This is a genomic window from Streptomyces sp. MspMP-M5, assembly GCF_000373585.1.
GTDB lineage: Bacteria > Actinomycetota > Actinomycetes > Streptomycetales > Streptomycetaceae > Streptomyces.
Genome location: NZ_KB891942.1, coordinates 1 through 16936, shown reverse-complemented (window position 1 = coordinate 16936; position 16936 = coordinate 1). Strand labels below are relative to the sequence as shown.

General features: G+C 76.1%; 3 protein-coding genes and 2 pseudogenes. All 5 read left to right on the top strand.

The window, feature by feature from the left end:
- Positions 1-136: 136 nt before the first annotated feature.
- Positions 137-331: pseudogene (locus B073_RS49480) on the top strand (acyl carrier protein); the annotation flags it as partial.
- 281 nt (positions 332-612) lie between these two features.
- Positions 613-5646 carry an SDR family NAD(P)-dependent oxidoreductase gene (locus B073_RS49150; protein ID WP_026248025.1) on the top strand — a complete coding sequence of 1678 codons (5034 nt, stop codon included), beginning with the start codon at positions 613-615 and terminating at the stop codon, positions 5644-5646.
- A gap of 48 nt (positions 5647-5694) precedes the next feature.
- On the top strand, positions 5695-10545 hold the full coding sequence (locus tag B073_RS42205) for a type I polyketide synthase (RefSeq protein ID WP_018542793.1): 4851 nt from the start codon (positions 5695-5697) through the stop codon (positions 10543-10545).
- Between the two features lie 27 nt (positions 10546-10572).
- Positions 10573-12534 (top strand): annotated as a pseudogene (locus tag B073_RS42200) (type I polyketide synthase); the annotation flags it as partial.
- 1 nt (position 12535) lies between these two features.
- Positions 12536-16936 (top strand): type I polyketide synthase (locus B073_RS42195; RefSeq protein ID WP_158690306.1); only part of this gene is annotated, 4401 nt, incomplete at its 3' end.

Sequence of the window (16936 nt, the reverse complement as noted above, 5' to 3'; positions counted from 1 at the left end):
CCCCAGCCCGCAACTGGCCGAACTCACCACCGGGACCGGCCCCGACACCGCCGAGGGCACCCTCGTCGAGCGCCTGGTCGGCCGGAGCCCGGACGAGCAGCGGACCGTACTGCTGGAGACCCTGCGCACCGAGGTCGCCGCCACCCTGGGGCACGGCGCCGACCGGCAGCTGGCGCCCGACCGCACGTTCCAGGCCCTCGGCTTCGACTCCCTCACCGCCGTCGAACTGCGCAACCGGCTCGACCGCGCCACCGGCGTCGAACTGCCCGCCACCCTCGTCTTCGACCACCCCACCCCCGAGGCCCTGGCCGCCTTCCTGCGCACCGCGATGCTGCGCGAGATCGCCACCGGGCCCGAGACGGTGCTCGCCCAGCTCGACCGGCTCGACGCACTGCTCGGCACCGCCGACCTCGACCACGCCGGGCGCGGCGTCGTCACGGCCCGACTGCGCGAGCTGGGACGGAGCTGGGACAGCGCCGCACGACCCGACGACGACGCTCCGGCCGTCCTGGACGACGACTCCACCGCCGGTGACGTCATCGACTTCATCACCGGCCAACTGGGCATCACCGCGCCCCACGAGGTGAACTGACTATGACCAGCGAACGCGAACTGCTCGGCTACCTGCGCAAGGTCAGCACCGAACTGCACGAGACCCGGGAACGCCTGCGCACGGCCGAGGACGCCGCGGCGGAACCGATCGCCATCACCGCCATGAGCTGCCGCTTCCCCGGCGGGGTGGACACCCCCGAGCAACTGTGGGACGTCCTGAGCCAGGGCCGTGACGTGATCGGCGACTTCCCCTCGGACCGCGGGTGGGACCTTGCGGCTGTCTACGACCCCGACCCGGAACGACCGGACACCTGCTACGTGCGCAACGGCGGCTTCCTGGCCGACGCCCCCGGGTTCGACGCGGAGTTCTTCGGCCTGTCCCCGCGCGAGGCGCTGGCCATGGACCCGCAGCAGCGGCTGCTGCTGGAGACCTCCTGGGATCTGTTCGAGGCGCTGGGCACCGACCCGGCCGCGCTGCGCGGCACCCGCACCGGCGTCTTCGTCGGCGCCGGCGCACAGGACTACCTGACCGCGGCGGCGCGGTCCGCGGGGGAGACCCGCGGCCACCTCGCCACCGGCAACGCGATGTCGGTGGCCGCCGGCCGGATCGCCTACACCTTCGGCCTGGAGGGACCCTCCCTCACCGTCGACACCGCGTGCTCCTCGTCGCTGGTCGCCCTGCACCTCGCCTGCCGCGCGCTGCGGGCCGGGGAGTGCGACCTGGCCCTGGCCGGCGGCGCCACGGTGATCGCCAGTCCGCTGATGTTCATCGAGTTCTCCCGGCAGCGCGGCCTCGCCCCGGACGGGCGCTGCAAGCCCTTCGCGGAGGCCGCCGACGGCACGGGCTGGGCCGAGGGTGCCGGACTCCTCGCCCTGGAGCGGCTCTCGGACGCCCGCCGCAACGGCCACCGGGTGCTCGCCGTGGTACGTGGCTCCGCCGTCAACTCCGACGGCGCGTCCAACGGGCTGACCGCACCCAACGGCCCCGCTCAGCAACGGGTGATCCGGCAGGCGCTCGCCGCCGCCGGGCTCTCCCCGGCGCAGGTCGACGCGGTCGAGGCGCACGGCACCGGCACCCGGCTCGGCGACCCCGTGGAGGCGCAGGCTCTCCTGGCCACCTATGGCCGGGAACGGGCCGGCCACGACCCGCTGTGGCTCGGCTCGCTGAAGTCCAACCTCGGCCACACCCAGGCCGCGGCCGGCGCCGCCGGCATCATCAAGATGGTGCTGGCGCTGCGCAACGGCCTACTGCCGCGCACCCTGCACGTGGACCGGCCGAGCCCGCACGTCGACTGGAGCAGTGGCGACGTACGGCTGCTGACCGAGGAGCGCGCGTGGCCCGCCGGGGACCGCACGCGCCGGGCCGGCGTCTCCTCCTTCGGCATCAGCGGCACCAACGCCCACGTCATCCTGGAGGAGGCACCCCCCGAGGAGCGGCCCGCGGCGCCCGCACGCGCGTCGGCCACCCCGGTCGCCTGGGTGGTGTCGGCCCGCACCCGCGAGGCGTTGGCGGCCCGCTGCGCCGCGGTCGCCCGGACCGCCGGACCGGCGGCCGACATCGGCCTCGCCCTCGCCGGCCGCGCCGGCCGCTTCGCGCACCGCGCCGTCGTCATCGGCGACGAAACCGGCCCGATGGCCGAGGCGTTGCTGGACGCGCCGCCGTCCGCGGAGGCCGACCAGCGTCCCGAGGTCGTCCTGCACCTGCCCGAGCCCGCCCCCGGCACACCCGCACGGGTCCGGGCCTGGGCCGCCGCCCTCCCGGCGTACGCCGCCGCGCTGGAGCAGGCGCGCACCGAGATGACGGCAGCCACCGGCCAGGACCCGCTGGCCGCCCCGCAAGAGCCAGAGCAAGAGTCAGAGCAAGAGAAGGACGAGGACGGGCGGCTGACGGCCCTGACCGGTCTGCTCGCCGCCGCGCGCATGTGGCGGACGCACGGCGTGGACCCGGTGTGGTGCACCGGGGACGGCGACGGCGCGCGCATCGCCGCCTATCTCAACGGCGGCCCGACGCTGGCACAGGCGGTGGGCCGGGAACCGCTGCCGGCCGCCGCACCGCCCGCCGCCACGGCACCCCGCATCACCGTGCAGGCGGGCTCCGGACCGGCCGCCCCCGGCGACCGCCGGGAGCTGCTGTCGGCCCTGGCGGACCTGTGGCTGCGCGGCGTACCGGTGGACTGGGCACGCACCTACGACGGCGTGGCCGCCACCCCGGTGCCGCTGCCCGGCTACCCGTTCCGGCACACCCGCTTCTGGCCCGACGGGGAGTCCACGGCCGACGTGACGGCGGCCGGCCTGGAGGAGGCCGGACACCCGCTGCTCGGCGCGCTGATCGGCAGCGTGGACGGCGACGCGCTGTCCGCCTCCGGGCGGCTGGCGCTGTCCGCGCAGCCCTGGCTCGCCCAACACGTCGTCGACGGCCGCGTCTTCGTCCCCGGTACCGCCCTCGTGGAACTGGCCCTCCACCTGGCCCGCGCCGCCGGCTGCGACCAGGTGGAACAACTCGCCCTGGAAACCCCGCTGGTCCTGGAGACCGGCGAGGCACGCCTCCTGCGCGTCGAGGCCGAGGCCCCGGACGCCGGCGGCGCCCGCGCCGTCACGGTGCACTCCCGCGCCACGGCGGACCCCGACTGGACCCGCCACGCCTCCGGCACCCTGGCCCCCGGCCGGCCGGAACCGGCCGCCGCACTGCCCTGGCCGCCGCCCGCCGCCGAGCCCCTGGACACCGCCGGGCTCTACGCACGGCTGTCCGCGGCCGGGCTCGACTACGGACCGCTCTTCCGCGGCCTGACCCGGGCCTGGGCCACCGACGACGAGCTGTACGCAGAGGTGGCGCTGCCCGAGGAGGCCCACGCCACCGCCCGCCGGTTCGGCCTGCACCCGGCACTGTTCGACAGCGCCCTGCACACCCTGGCGCTGCGCGGCGGCGCGGAGGCCACCCCCGTACTGCCGTTCCTGTGGGAGGGCGTCGGCCTGCACACGAGCGGTGCCACCCGGCTGCGAGTCCGGGTCCGCGGCGGCGCGGGGGAGCCCGCCGCGCTCGACCTGGCCGACGGCGAGGGCCTGCCGGTGGCCACCGTCGGCGCCCTGACCGTCCGGCCGTTGGCCGACGCCGGGACCGTCGCCGAACGGGAGGTGCGCGACAGCCTGTTCCGGCTGGACTGGGCCCCCTGCGGCGAACGGACCGAGCCCGCCGGGCAGCGATGGGCCGTGGTCGGCGACCCCGGACACTCGGCCGACCTGTGGAGCGCGGTCACCGTCACCGCCACCGGCGACACCCTGCCCGAGGTTCTCACCGCTGAGGACGGGACGCCGGACACCCCCCACACCCCGGACACCGTGGCCCTGTGGTGGCCCGCCGACGGGAGCGACGACCCGGCGCGGGCGGTGCACCGGGCGCTCGGCCGGGCACTGGAGGCGCTCCAACTCTGGCTGGCCGCCGACCACATGGCCGGCAGCCGCCTGGTCTTCCTGACCCGGGGAGCGGTGAGCATCGGCGACGGCGCCCCCGTCGACCCCGTACAGGCCGCGGTGTGGGGCCTGGTGCGCTCCGCGCAGTCCGAGCACCCGGACCGCTTCGTGCTGGTCGATCTGGACGACCGTCCGCGCTCCACCCTGGCCGTCCCGGCCGCGCTGGCGGACGGTGAGGCCCAGTACGCCGTCCGCGAGGGCCGCCCGCACGTCGCCCGCCTGGTACGGGCCGAGCCGCCCGCCCCGCGCGAGCCCGGAGAGGACGACGCCCTCCCCGTCCGCGGTCCGGCCGCCGCCGGCTGGGACCCGGAGGGCACCGTCCTGGTCACCGGTGGCACCGGTGGACTGGGCAAGCTGATCGCCCACCACCTTGCCACCGCCTGCGGCCTCCGGCACCTGCTGCTCGTCAGCCGGAAGGGCCCGGCCGCCGAGGGCGCGGCGGAACTCTGCGCCGAACTCGGCCCCGGCGTACGGGCGGTGGCGTGCGACCTGACCGTCCCCGGCGCCGTGGACGACCTGCTGGCCACGGTGGACCCCGAACACCCGCTCACCGCCGTCGTGCACGCCGCGGGCGTGCTCGACGACGCGGTGATCGAGGCGCTCCGGCCGGGCGCCCTCTCCGACGTACTGCGCCCCAAGGCCGACGCCGCCTGGGCACTGCACCGCGCCACCGCGGACCTGGACCTGGCCGGTTTCGTGATGTTCTCCTCCGCCGCGGGCGTCCTGGGCGCGCCGGGCCAGGGCAACTACGCCGCCGCCAACGCCTTCCTCGACGGCCTGGCCCAGCACCGCAGGGCCGCCGGCCTGCCCGCCGTCTCGCTGGCCTGGGGCCTGTGGCAGCAGACCAGCGGCCTGACCGCCTCGGTCACCGGCACCGACCTGCGCCGGATGGGCCGGATCGGGCTCGGCCAACTCCCCACCCGGCTCGGCCTGGACCTGTTCGACGCCGCCACCGGGGGCGACGGCGACGCCGTGCTGCTCCCGGCCCGCCTCGACGTGCGGGTGCTGCGCTCGCGCGCCGGTGCGCCGGAACTGCCGCCCCTGCTGCACCGGTTGGCGGGCCGTACCGCCGCGACACCGGACCGGCGGGACACCGCGCTGCGCGACGAGCTGGCCGCCCTGTCCCCGGCCGACCGGGAGAGCCGGCTGCTGACCCTGGTGCGGCAGCAGGCCGCCGAGGTCCTCGGCCACTCCTCGGCCGCCGCGGTCCAGGCCGACCAGGTCTTCACCGACCTCGGCTTCGACTCGCTCACCGCGGTCGAACTCCGCAGCCGGCTCACCGCCGCCACCGGCCTCACCCTGCCCGCCGGCCTGGTCTTCGACTTCCCCTCGCCCACCGCCCTCGCCCGGCACCTCGCCGCACGCCTGGCGCCCGAGCGGACCGCCTCCCCGCTCGACACCGGCATCGACCACCTCGCGCGGCTGCTGGCCGAACAGGACCCGCAGGGCGAGGAACGACGGCACGTCACCGAGCGGCTGCGCGCCCTGCTGTGGCGGTGGACCGACGGCCTGGACGACGCGCCGGCACCGGCCGCCGGCGCGCCTGGGGCCGACGAGGTGAGCGACGACGACTTGGCCGACGAGGACCTCTTCGCCCTGGTGGACCGGGAGTTGGGCCTGGACTGATCCCCGCAACCGCCCCGCACCGCCCGTACCGCCAGAGGAGACCCCGCCGTGCCCGAACCCGCCACCGACGCCCGCTTCGACGAACAGAAGTACCGCGACTACCTCAAGCGCGTCACCCACGATCTGCGCCGCACCCGGCAGCGGTTGCAGGAGGAACGCGACCGCGCCACCGAGCCCGTCGCCATCGTCGGCATGGGCTGCCACTTCCCCGGGGACGTCCGCTCGCCCGAGGACCTGTGGGAGCTGGTCGCCACCGGCACCGACGCGATCGGCCCGCTGCCCGACGACCGCGGCTGGCCGCTGGCGGACCTCTACGACCCGGACCCCGACCGGCCCGGCAAGAGCTATGTCACCGAGAGCGGCTTCCTCAAGGACGCCGCCGCGTTCGACGCCGGGTTCTTCGGGATCTCCCCGCGCGAGGCGCTGGCCATGGACCCGCAGCAACGGCTGCTCCTGGAGACCAGCTGGGAGGCGCTGGAGCGGGCCCGGATCGCCCCCGCCTCGCTGCGCGGCACCGACACCGGGGTGTTCGTCGGGCTGTCGGCGCACAACTACGGCGCGGGCGGGTCCGTACCGCCCGAGGTGGAGGGCCACCTTGTCACCGGCAGCGCGCCCAGCATCGCCTCGGGCCGCGTCGCCTACACGCTCGGCCTGGAGGGGCCGGCGATGACGGTGGACACCGCCTGCTCCTCGGCGCTGGTCGCCCTCCACCTGGCCTGCGAGGCGCTGCGCCGCGGCGAGTGCGGGCTCGCGGTGACCGGCGGCGTCGCGGTGATCGCCACCCCGACGGTGTTCAGCGAGTACAGCCGGCAGCGCGCGCTGGCTCCCGACGGCCGCTGCAAGTCCTTCTCGGCCGACGCGGACGGCACCAGCTGGTCCGAGGGCTGCGGCATGCTGGTCCTGGAGAAGCTGTCGGACGCCCGGCGCAACGGCCGCCGGGTGCTGGCCGTGATCCGCGGCACGGCCCTCAACCAGGACGGCGCCTCCAACGGCCTCACCGCCCCCAACGGCCCCTCCCAACGCCGGGTCATCGAAGCCGCGTTGGCCGCCGCCCGGGTCACCCCCGACCAGGTCGACATGGTCGAGGCGCACGGCACCGCGACACCCCTGGGCGACCCGATCGAGGCCCAGACCCTGTTGGAGGTGTACGGCCAGGACCGCGACCCCGCCCGCCCGCTGCGGCTCGGCTCGCTGAAGTCCAACATCGGCCACACTCAGGCCGCCGCCGGCGCCGCCGGCATCATCAAGACCGTCATGGCCCTCCAGCACGGCGTCATGCCCAAGACCCTGCACGTCAGCGCGCCGACGCCGGAGGTGGACTGGTCGGCCGGGCACGTCGAACTGCTCACCGAGGCGCTGCCCTGGCCGGAGGTGGACCGCGCGCGCCGGGCCGCGGTCTCCGCGTTCGGCATGAGCGGCACCAACGCCCACGTCGTCCTGGAGCACGACGCCCGCGCCCAGTCGGCCGACCCGGCCCCAACCGAGGCTCCCGCAGCGGGCCTTGACGGCCCGTCCCCCGTCGTCCTGTCGGCCAAGTCCCCCGCCGCCCTGCGGGACCAGGCCGCCCGCCTCCGCGACCACCTGCTGGCTCACCCCGACGTCCCGCTCGGCGACCTCGCCTGGTCGCTGGCCACCACCCGCTCGACGTTCCACCACCGCTCGGCGGTGCTGGCCGCCGACCGCGCGACCCTGCTGGCCGGCCTGGAGGCGCTGACCGGCGACCGGAGCCTGCCGCGCGGCGTGGCCCGCGGCACCGCCACCGACGGCCGGGTGGCGCTGATGTTCCCCGGCCAGGGCGCGCAGTGGGTCGGCATGGCCCGTGACCTGTACGCCGGCGTCCCGGTCTTCGCCGACGCGCTGCGCGAGTGCGCCGCCGCCCTGGACCCGCTCGTCGACTGGTCGCTCATCGACGCCGTCACCGGCGAGGACGAGGAACTTCTCGAACGGGTCGAGGTCGTCCAGCCCGCCCTGTTCGCGGTGATGGTCTCGCTGGCCCGGGTCTGGCAGTCCTTCGGCGTGCCGGTGCACGGGGTCGTCGGGCACTCACAGGGCGAGGTCGCCGCGGCCTGCGTCACCGGCGCGCTGTCCCTGAAGGACGCCGCCCGGGTCGTGGTGGCCCGCTCCCGGCTGCTGGCCGGGCTGTCCGGGCGCGGCCGGGCCCTGTCCGTCGGCCTGTCGGCACCGCGCGTCGCCGAGACCCTCGCCCCCTGGGCGGACGCCCTCTCCATCGCGGCGGTCAACGGCCCCGACTCGGTGGTCGTCTCCGGCGAGCGGGACGCGCTGCGGGCCTTCGCCAAGCAGTGCCTGGCCGACGGCGTGTGGGCCTGGTGGATCGACGTCGACTACGCCTCGCACTCGCCCGAGGTCGAGTCGGTCCGCGCCGACCTCCTCGTGGCCCTGGCCGACGTCCAACCCCTCGACACCGACGTGCCGTTGTACTCCACCGTGACCGGCGCCCGGACGGCGGGCCGGGAACTCGACGCCGCGTACTGGTACCGCAACCTGCGCGAGACGGTGCGCTTCCAGCAGGCGATCGAGGCCATGGCCGCCGACGGGTTCGGCTTCTTCGTCGAGGCCAGCACCCACCCGCTGCTGGCCGTGGGTGTGCAGCAGACCCTGGAGGCCGGCGGCCACGAGGGCGTCGTGCTCGGCTCACTGCGCCGCGACTCCGGCGGCGCCGACCGCCTGCTGCTGTCCCTCCTGGAGAGCCACGTGCGGGGCCTGCCCGCGGACCTGACCCGCGTCCTGCCCCGCGGCGCGCAGGTCACCCTGCCCACCCACGCCTTCCAGCGCGAGCACTACTGGCTCGTGCCGTCCGCCGCCGGGACGTCCGACGCCGACGCCCGGTTCTGGGAGGCTGTGGAACGCGAGGACCTGGACCGGCTCGCCGCCGACCTCGGCACCGCGGACGGCCTGCCGCAGGTGGTGCCCGCGCTCGCCCGCTGGCGGCGCGAGCGGCAGCTCCACTCCGACCTGGACGGCCTGCGCTACCGCGTCACCTGGCGCACCACCGACCTCCCCCAGGCCGCCGCCGCGCGGATACCGGGCCGCTGGCTGCTGGCCGGAGACGCCCTCCTCCTGCCCGCCGCGGAACTCTTCGACCAGGCCGCCGAGACCGTTCGGCTGCCCGCCGACCCCGGCGACCGCGCCGCACTCAGTGGACAACTAGCCGGACTGCAAGGCCCGTTCGACGGGGTGCTGTACGCCGGGCACGACGCCGGAGCGCTGCTCACCCTGGCCCAGGCACTCGGCGACACCCGGATCGAGGCCCCCCTGTGGTGCCTCACCCGCGGCGCGGTGGCCGCGTCCGCCGCGGACCCGGCCCCCGACCCCGCCGGTGCGGCCCTGTGGGGCCTGGGGCGGGTGATCAGCCTGGAACGGCCCGGGGCATGGGGCGGCCTGGTGGACCTGCCCGCCGGTGACCCCGGCGCCGACACGGACGCCGCGCTCACCGCGCTCCTGGGCACACCCGGCCCCGAGGACCAACTGGCCGTACGCTCCGACGGCCTGCACGTCCGCCGCCTCGACACCGCCACCACGCGCCCCGCGCCCGGCAGTTGGCGGCCCTCCGGCACCGTGCTGATCACCGGCGGCACCGGGGCGATCGGCGGCCACCTGGCCCGCTGGCTGGCCCGGCACGGCAACTGCTCGCTGGTGCTGCTGTCCCGGCGCGGCCCCGAGGCGCCCGGCGCCGGGGAACTGGCGGCCGAACTGCGCGCCGCGGGCACCACCGTGCGGGTCTTGGCCGCCGACGTCGCCGACCGGGACGAGATGTCCCGGGTGCTGGACACGCTCGCCGCCGAGGGCGAACCGGTCCGCTCGGTCTTCCACGCCGCCGGCATCGCCCAGAACACCGCGCTGGCGGACATCACCGCGCAGGAGTTCCGGGGCGTCACCGCCGCCAAGACCGCCGGCGCCGAGGTCCTCGACGAGCTGCTCCACGACACCGACCTCGACGCCTTCGTGGTGTTCTCCTCCATCTCCGCGATCTGGGGCAGCGCCCGCAGCGGCGCCTACGCCGCGGGCAACGCCTACCTCGACGCCCTCGTAGAGCGGCGCCGCGCCCGGGGCGCCGCCGGCACCTCGATCGCCTGGGGCATCTGGGCCGACGCGGGCATGGTCGACGCCGCGACGGCCGAGGCCCTGCGCCGCGTCGGACTGGGCGCCATCCCGCCGGAGCGCGCCATCGCCGCCCTCCAGCGCACCCTGGACGCCGGACCGGACACCGTGACCGTCGCCGACGTCGACTGGGAACCCTTCGCCGCCGGTTACACCGCCGCCCGCCCCCGGCCGCTGATCGAGGACCTGGAACCGGTCCGGGCACTCCGCGCGGCGGGGCGGGCCGCCGACCCGACCGCCGCGGAGGACTTCCGCACCCGGCTCCGCGCCCTCGCCCCCGACGACCGCAAGGACGCGCTGCTGGACCTGGTGCGCACCGAGGCCGCCGCCGAACTCGGCCTGTCCGACGCCCGACGACTGGAGACCGACCGCTCCTTCCGCGACCTGGGCTTCGACTCCCTGGCCTCGGTCGGCCTGCGCAAACGCCTGGACGCCAGGACGGGCCTGACCACCCCCGTGACGCTGGCGTTCGACCACCCCTCACCGGCCGCGACCGCCGCGTTCCTGCTCGACGAGCTGCGGGCCGCCGACGGCCCCGCCGAGGACGGCGCCGACACCGCGATCGACCGGCTGGAAAGCGCACTGGAAGGGCTGGACGCCGACTCGGTCGCCCGCTCCCGCATCACCATGCGCCTCACCAGCATCCTGACCCGCTGGAAGCAGACCGGACAGCCCGCCGCACCGGAGCCGGGGACGGCGTTCGAGGACACCGCGGACATCGACACCGCCTCCGACGACGAACTCCTCGACGCCCTCGGCCGCGAGTTCGGCATCTCCTGACCCGGTCCGCCCCGAAAGGCCCCTGCCATGTCCCCAGACACCAACGCCTCCGCCGAGAACCGGATGCGGCACTTCATCAAGCAACTCACCACCGAACTCCGGCAGGCCACCAAGCGCCTCGACGACCACGAGGCCCGCCAGAGCGAACCGATCGCCATCGTCGGCGCCGGCGTCCGGGCGCCCGGCGGCGTCGGCAACCCCGACCAGCTGTGGGAGCTGGTCTCCTCGGGCACCGACGCCATCTCCGGATTCCCCACGGACCGGGGCTGGGACACCGAGCGCCTCTACGACCCCAGCGGCGACCGGCCCGGCACCACGTACACCCGCGAGGGCGGCTTCCTCTACGGCGCGGGCCGCTTCGACGCCGCGTTCTTCGGCATCTCGCCGCGCGAGGCCCTGGGCATGGACCCGCAGCAGCGGCTGCTGCTGGAGACCACCTGGGAGGCGCTGGAGGACGCCGGGATCGTCCCCGGCACCCTCCGCGGCAGCCGCACCTCGGTCTGGGTGGGAGCCGCCACCCAGGGCTACGGCTTCGACGTCCACAGCGGCGGCGTCGGCGTCGAGGGATACGGCATCACCGGCGTCTCCACCTCGCTGCTGTCCGGCCGCCTCGCCTACACCCTCGGTCTGGAGGGCGCCGCGCTGACCATCGACACGGCCTGCTCCTCGTCCCTGGTCTCGCTGCACCTGGCCTGCCAGGCGCTGCGCCGCGGCGAGTGCGACCTGGCACTCGCCGGCGGCGCGACCGTCATGGCCGCCCCCAGCGTCTTCGTGGAGTTCAGCCGCCAGGGCGGCCTGGCCCGCGACGGCCGCTGCAAGTCCTTCTCCGCCGACGCCGACGGCACCGGCTGGTCCGAGGGCGTCGGCATGCTCGTGGTGGAGCGGCTCTCCGACGCCCGCCGCAAGGGGCACCGGGTGCTGGCGGTGGTACGCGGCTCCGCGGTCAATCAGGACGGCGCGTCCAACGGGCTCACCGCGCCCAACGGCCCCTCGCAGCAACGGGTCATCCTCGACGCGCTGACCAGCGCCGGCATCGGGCCGGCGGACGTGGACGCGGTCGAGGCGCACGGCACCGGTACCCAGCTCGGCGACCCGATCGAGGCCCAGGCGCTGCTGGCGACCTACGGCGGCGACCGGGACCCCGAGCGGCCGCTGTGGCTGGGCTCGCTGAAGTCCAACATCGGTCACACCCAGTCGGCCGCCGGAGTCGTCGGCATCATCAAGATGGTGCAGGCCATGCGGCACGGCGTCCTCCCGCCCACCCTGCACGCCGACACCCCGACCCACGCCGTGGACTGGGGCCGCGGCGAGGTCCGGCTGCTGTCGTCCGCCCGCCCGTGGGAGGCCGAGGGACGCCCGCGGCGTGCGGGCATCTCCTCCTTCGGCATCAGCGGCACCAACGCGCACATCATCGTGGAGGAGGCACCGGCCGCCGAGCCCACGGCCCAGGCCCCCGCGGCGGACGGCCCGCTGCCGTTGGTGCTCTCTGGCCGCTCCGAGCAGGCCGTACGGGACCAGGCCGCGGCGCTCGCCACCCTGCTGCGGGAGCGCGCCGAGATCCCGTTGCCGGACGTGGCGTGGTCGCTGGTGTCGGCGCGCTCGTCGTTCGAGGTGCGGGCCGTGGTGCCGGCGTCGGACCGCGCGGGGGCGCTGGACGCCCTGTCGGATGTGGTGCCGGTGACGGCGGGGGAGGGGCGCACGGCCGCGGTCTTCTCCGGACAGGGTTCGCAGCGCCCGGGGATGGGGCGTGAACTGGCCGCCCGCTTCCCGGTGTTCGCCGGCGCGCTGGACGAGGTGTGTGCGGTGGTGGACCCGTTGCTGGGTCGGTCGCTGCGCGAGGTGATGTGGGACGAGCCGGCGGAGGTGCTGGAGCGCACCGAATACGCACAGCCGGCGCTCTTCGCCTACCAGGTGGCGCTGTCGCGGCTGTGGGAGTCCTTCGGCGTGGTCTTCGACGCGGTCGACATCCACGGGCCCCTCCCAGCAGCGAGTGATCCGTCAGGCGCTCGCGGCGGCCGGCCTGTCGGCGCACGACGTGGACGCGGTGGAGGCGCACGGTACCGGGACCCGGCTGGGCGACCCGATCGAGGCGCAGGCGCTGCTCGGCACCTACGGCCTGGAACGCGACCCGCAACGCCCCCTGTACCTGGGCTCGTTGAAGTCCAACATCGGCCATGCCCAGGCGGCGGCCGGGGTGGGCGGCGTCATCAAGATGGTGATGGCGCTGCGGCACGGCGTGCTGCCGCGCAGCCTGTATGCCGACCGGCCGACGGGCGAGGTGGACTGGAGCACCGGCACGGTGGCGCTGCTGGACCGCGAACGCGCCTGGACGACCGAGGGCCGACCGCGCCGTGCGGGCATCTCCTCCTTCGGCATCAGCGGAACCAACGCGCATGTGATCGTGGAGGAGGCACCGGCCCCGGAGCCCGCCGCCGACACCGCGTTCGCGGACGGCCCGGTGCCGCTCGTCCTCTCGGGCCGGTCCGAGCAGGCCGTACGGGACCAGGCCGCGGCGCTGCGCACCTTCCTGACCGAGCACCCCGAGGTGCCCCTCGCCGACGTGGCCTCGACCCTCGCCCGCGGGCGCGCGCACTTCGCCTTCCGCACCGGGGTCGCCGGAGACCGCGCGGAACTGGCGGACGCGCTGCGCGAACCCTCGGTGACGGCCGACGGCACCGGCCGCGTGACCGCGGTCTTCTCCGGCCAGGGTTCGCAGCGCCCGGGGATGGGGCGTGAACTGGCCGGGCGTTTCCCGGTGTTCGCCGGGGCCCTGGAAGAAGTGTGTGCGGTGGTCGACCCGTTGCTGGGTCGGTCGCTGCGCGAGGTGATGTGGGACGAGCCGGCGGAGGTGCTGGAGCGCACGGAGTACGCNCAGCCGGCGCTCTTCGCCNACCAGNTNGCNCTGTNNCGGCTNTGGNAGNCNNNCGGNGTNNNCTTCGANGCNGTNGCGGGGCACTCGGTCGGTGAGATCGCCGCGGCCGTGGTGGCCGGTGTCCTCAGCCTGGAGCATGCCGCCCGCCTGGTCGTCACCCGGGGCCGGTTGATGCAGGCGCTGCCGGCGGGCGGTGCGATGGCCGCCCTCGCCGCCACCGAGGACGAAGTCGCCCCCACACTTCCGGCCGGCACGGCACTCGCGGCCGTCAACGGGCCCCGCGCGCTGGTGGTTTCCGGCCCCGAGGCGGACGTGGCCGCCGTGGTCGACCACTGGCGCGACCAGGGCCGGCGCACCACCCGACTGCGGGTCAGCCACGCCTTCCACTCCCCGCTGATGGAACCCATGCTGGAGGAGTTCACCGCCCTGCTGGAAACGCTCGAATTCCGCCCGCCCACCGTGCCGTTGGTCCCCGCCGCCGGCACCTCCCACCCGGTGGACACCCCTGCCTACTGGGCCCGGCACGTCTGCGCCACCGTACGGTTCGCCGACGCCGTCGAGCGGCTGCCCGCAGCGGACCTGACCGTGGAGATCGGGCCGGACGCCGCCCTGCTGCCGCACCTGGACGGCCGCACCGCACTGCCCAGCGCCCGCCGGGACCGGGCGGAGGACGTCACCTGGCTCACCGCCGTCGCCCGGGCACACGCCCACGGCGCCCCGGTGGACTGGTCCCCGGTCCTGCCCGTCCGGCCCACCGCCGACCTGCCCACCTATCCCTTCCAACGCTCCTCCTACTGGCTCGCCGCCCCCACCGCCACCGGCGACGCGCCGGGCGCCGACCGGCTGCCGCACCCGATGCTCTCGTCCCGCAGCGAACTGCCGGGAGACGGCGGCCTGTTGCTCACCGGACGGCTGGCCCCGGGCAGCGACCCGTGGCTGCGCGACCACGCCGTCATGGGCACCGTGCTGCTGCCCGGCACCGGATTCGTCGAGCTGGCCACCGAGGCCGCCCGCGCGGCCGGAGCCGGGGGCGTCACGGAACTGGTGCTCCAGGCACCCCTGGTCTTCCCCGGCGGCCGGCCGAGGGACGTGCAGGTGTGGGTGGCCGCGGACGGCGGCGGTGAACGGGAGCTGCACATCCGCTCCCGCGGCGCCGACGGCGAGTGGGTCCTGCACGGCTCCGGCAGCGTCGGCCCCCGCGCTACGGACGACGACGCGTTCACCGCCGACTGGACGGGCGCACAGTGGCCACCGGCCGGCGCGGTCCCGGTACCGGCGGGCACCCTCTACCCCGACCTGGCCGAGCGCGGTTACGAGTACGGCCCCGCCTTCCAGGGCGTCCGCGGCGTCTGGGAGCGCGGCGACGAGGTGTTCGCCGAGATCGCCCTGCCCGAAGGCCAGCCCACCGGCTTCGGCCTGCACCCCGCCCTGCTGGACGCCGCGTTGCACGCCCTGCCGCTGACGGGCCGCGGCTACGAGGCCGACGAGGTGCGGCTGCCGTTCTCCTTCTCCGGCGTGCGGCCGCTGTCCCCCGACGCCCGGCGGCTCCGGGTGCGGCTGCGGGCCGGCGAGGAGTCCGTCGCCGTGCACGCCACCGACGCCTCCGGCACCCCCGCGATCGCGGTGGACGCGCTCGTACTGCGCCCCGTGGACCGGGCCCAGCTCGACGCGGTGGCCGCCGACCGGACCGGCCGCTACGCCGTCACCTGGGAGCGGCTGCCCGACCCGGCAGAGGTGGTCGCGGTACCCGGACGCTGGCTGCTGCTCGGCACCGGACACCTGTCCGGACTCTTCGAGCGCAGCACCACCGAACCGGAGACGGCCGGCGCACCGGACGGCGTGCTGTGCACGGCGACCGGCGCCGAGGAACTGCTGGAGACCCTGGCCCTGTTGCGGCAGCGCGGCATCCAGGCGCCGGTGTGGTGCCTGACCAGCGGCGCCGTCGCGGTCGGCACCGACGATCCGGAAGCGGACCCGGGCGCCGCCGCGGCCTGGGGCCTGGGCCGCGTCGCCGCACTGGAGACGCCGGGGAGCTGGGGCGGCCTGGTGGACCTGCCCGCCCGGCTCGACGCCCCCGCCCGCAACCTGTTGGCCGCCGTGCTCGCCGGGGACGGCACCGAGGACCAACTCGCCGTCCGTGACGCGGGGGTGTGGGCCCGCCGGGTCGCACCGGCGCAGTCCGTGCCGGCACCCCTACCGACGCCGGACGCCCCCACCTCGGACACCGCCACACCGCTGACCGGCACCGTGCTGATCACCGGCGGCACCGGTGCCCTGGGCGGCCACGTGGCCCGCCGGCTCGCCGCCCGCGGCGACTGCTCGCTGCTCCTGCTCTCCCGCCGCGGCCCCGACGCGGTCGGCGCGGCCGAGCTCACCGCCGAACTCGCCGCCACCGGCACGGAGGTCCGGGTGCTGGCCGCCGACGTCGCGGACCGTGCCGCGATGGCCGCGCTCCTGGCCGACCTGCGCGCCCAGGGCACCGTCGTCGACGCCGTGGTGCACACCGCCGGAGTCGTGCGCGACGTACCCCTCGCGCAGAGCGACCCGGGGCAGCTCGCCGAGGAGATGGCCGGCAAGGTCGACGGCGCCCTCGTCCTGGACGAACTCCTCCCGGACCTGCGTGCGTTCGTGCTGTTCTCCTCCATCTCCGGCATCTGGGGCGCCGCGGGCCAGGCCGGCTACGCGGCGGGCAACGCCGCCCTGGACGCCCTGGCCCGCCGCCGCCGGGCCGCCGGCCGGCCGGCGGTCTCCGTCGCCTGGGGCCCCTGGTCGGGCGGCGGTATGGTCGAACAGCCCGGCGTGGAACGCGAGTTGCGCCGCCGCGGACTGGTCCCGCTGGCCGTGGACGCCGCGCTCGACGCCCTCGACGAGGCCGTCACCGCCGGCACCGACCTGGTGGTCGCCGACGTCGTCTGGTCGCGGTTCCTGCCCGCGTTCACCGCCTCCCGGCCCAGCCCGTTGCTGTCCCGGTTCGCCCCCAAGGCACCGCAGCGGTCCGCGGCCCCCGCCGGCGGCGAAAGCCTGGCCCAGCGGCTGGCCGCACTGCCCGAGGCCGACCGCGGCGCGGTCCTGCTCGACCTGGTGCGGGCCACCGTCGGCGGGGTCCTCGGCCACGGCGAGGCCGACGACATCGCCCCGGACCGGGCGCTGAAGGACCTGGGTTTCGACTCGCTGATGTCCGTCGAACTGCGCAACCGGCTCTCCGAGGCCACCGGCGTCCGCCTGTCGGCCACGCTGGTCTTCGACCACCCGACCCCGTCGGCGCTCGCCGAGCACCTGCGCGGCGAGATCACCGTGGCCGATGCACCGGCCGGCACCGGCTCCGTGCTGGACGACTTCGCCCGGGTGGAGAAGACGGCGCTGTCCGTGTTCACCAGCCCGGCCGACCGCACGGCCCTGGCCGCCCGGCTCGGCGCGCTCCTGGACCGGCTGTCCGCGATGGACGCGCGCCCCGTGTCCGAGGCGTCCTCCCTGGAGACCGCGAGCGCCGACGAGTTGATGCGCTTCATCGACGAACTC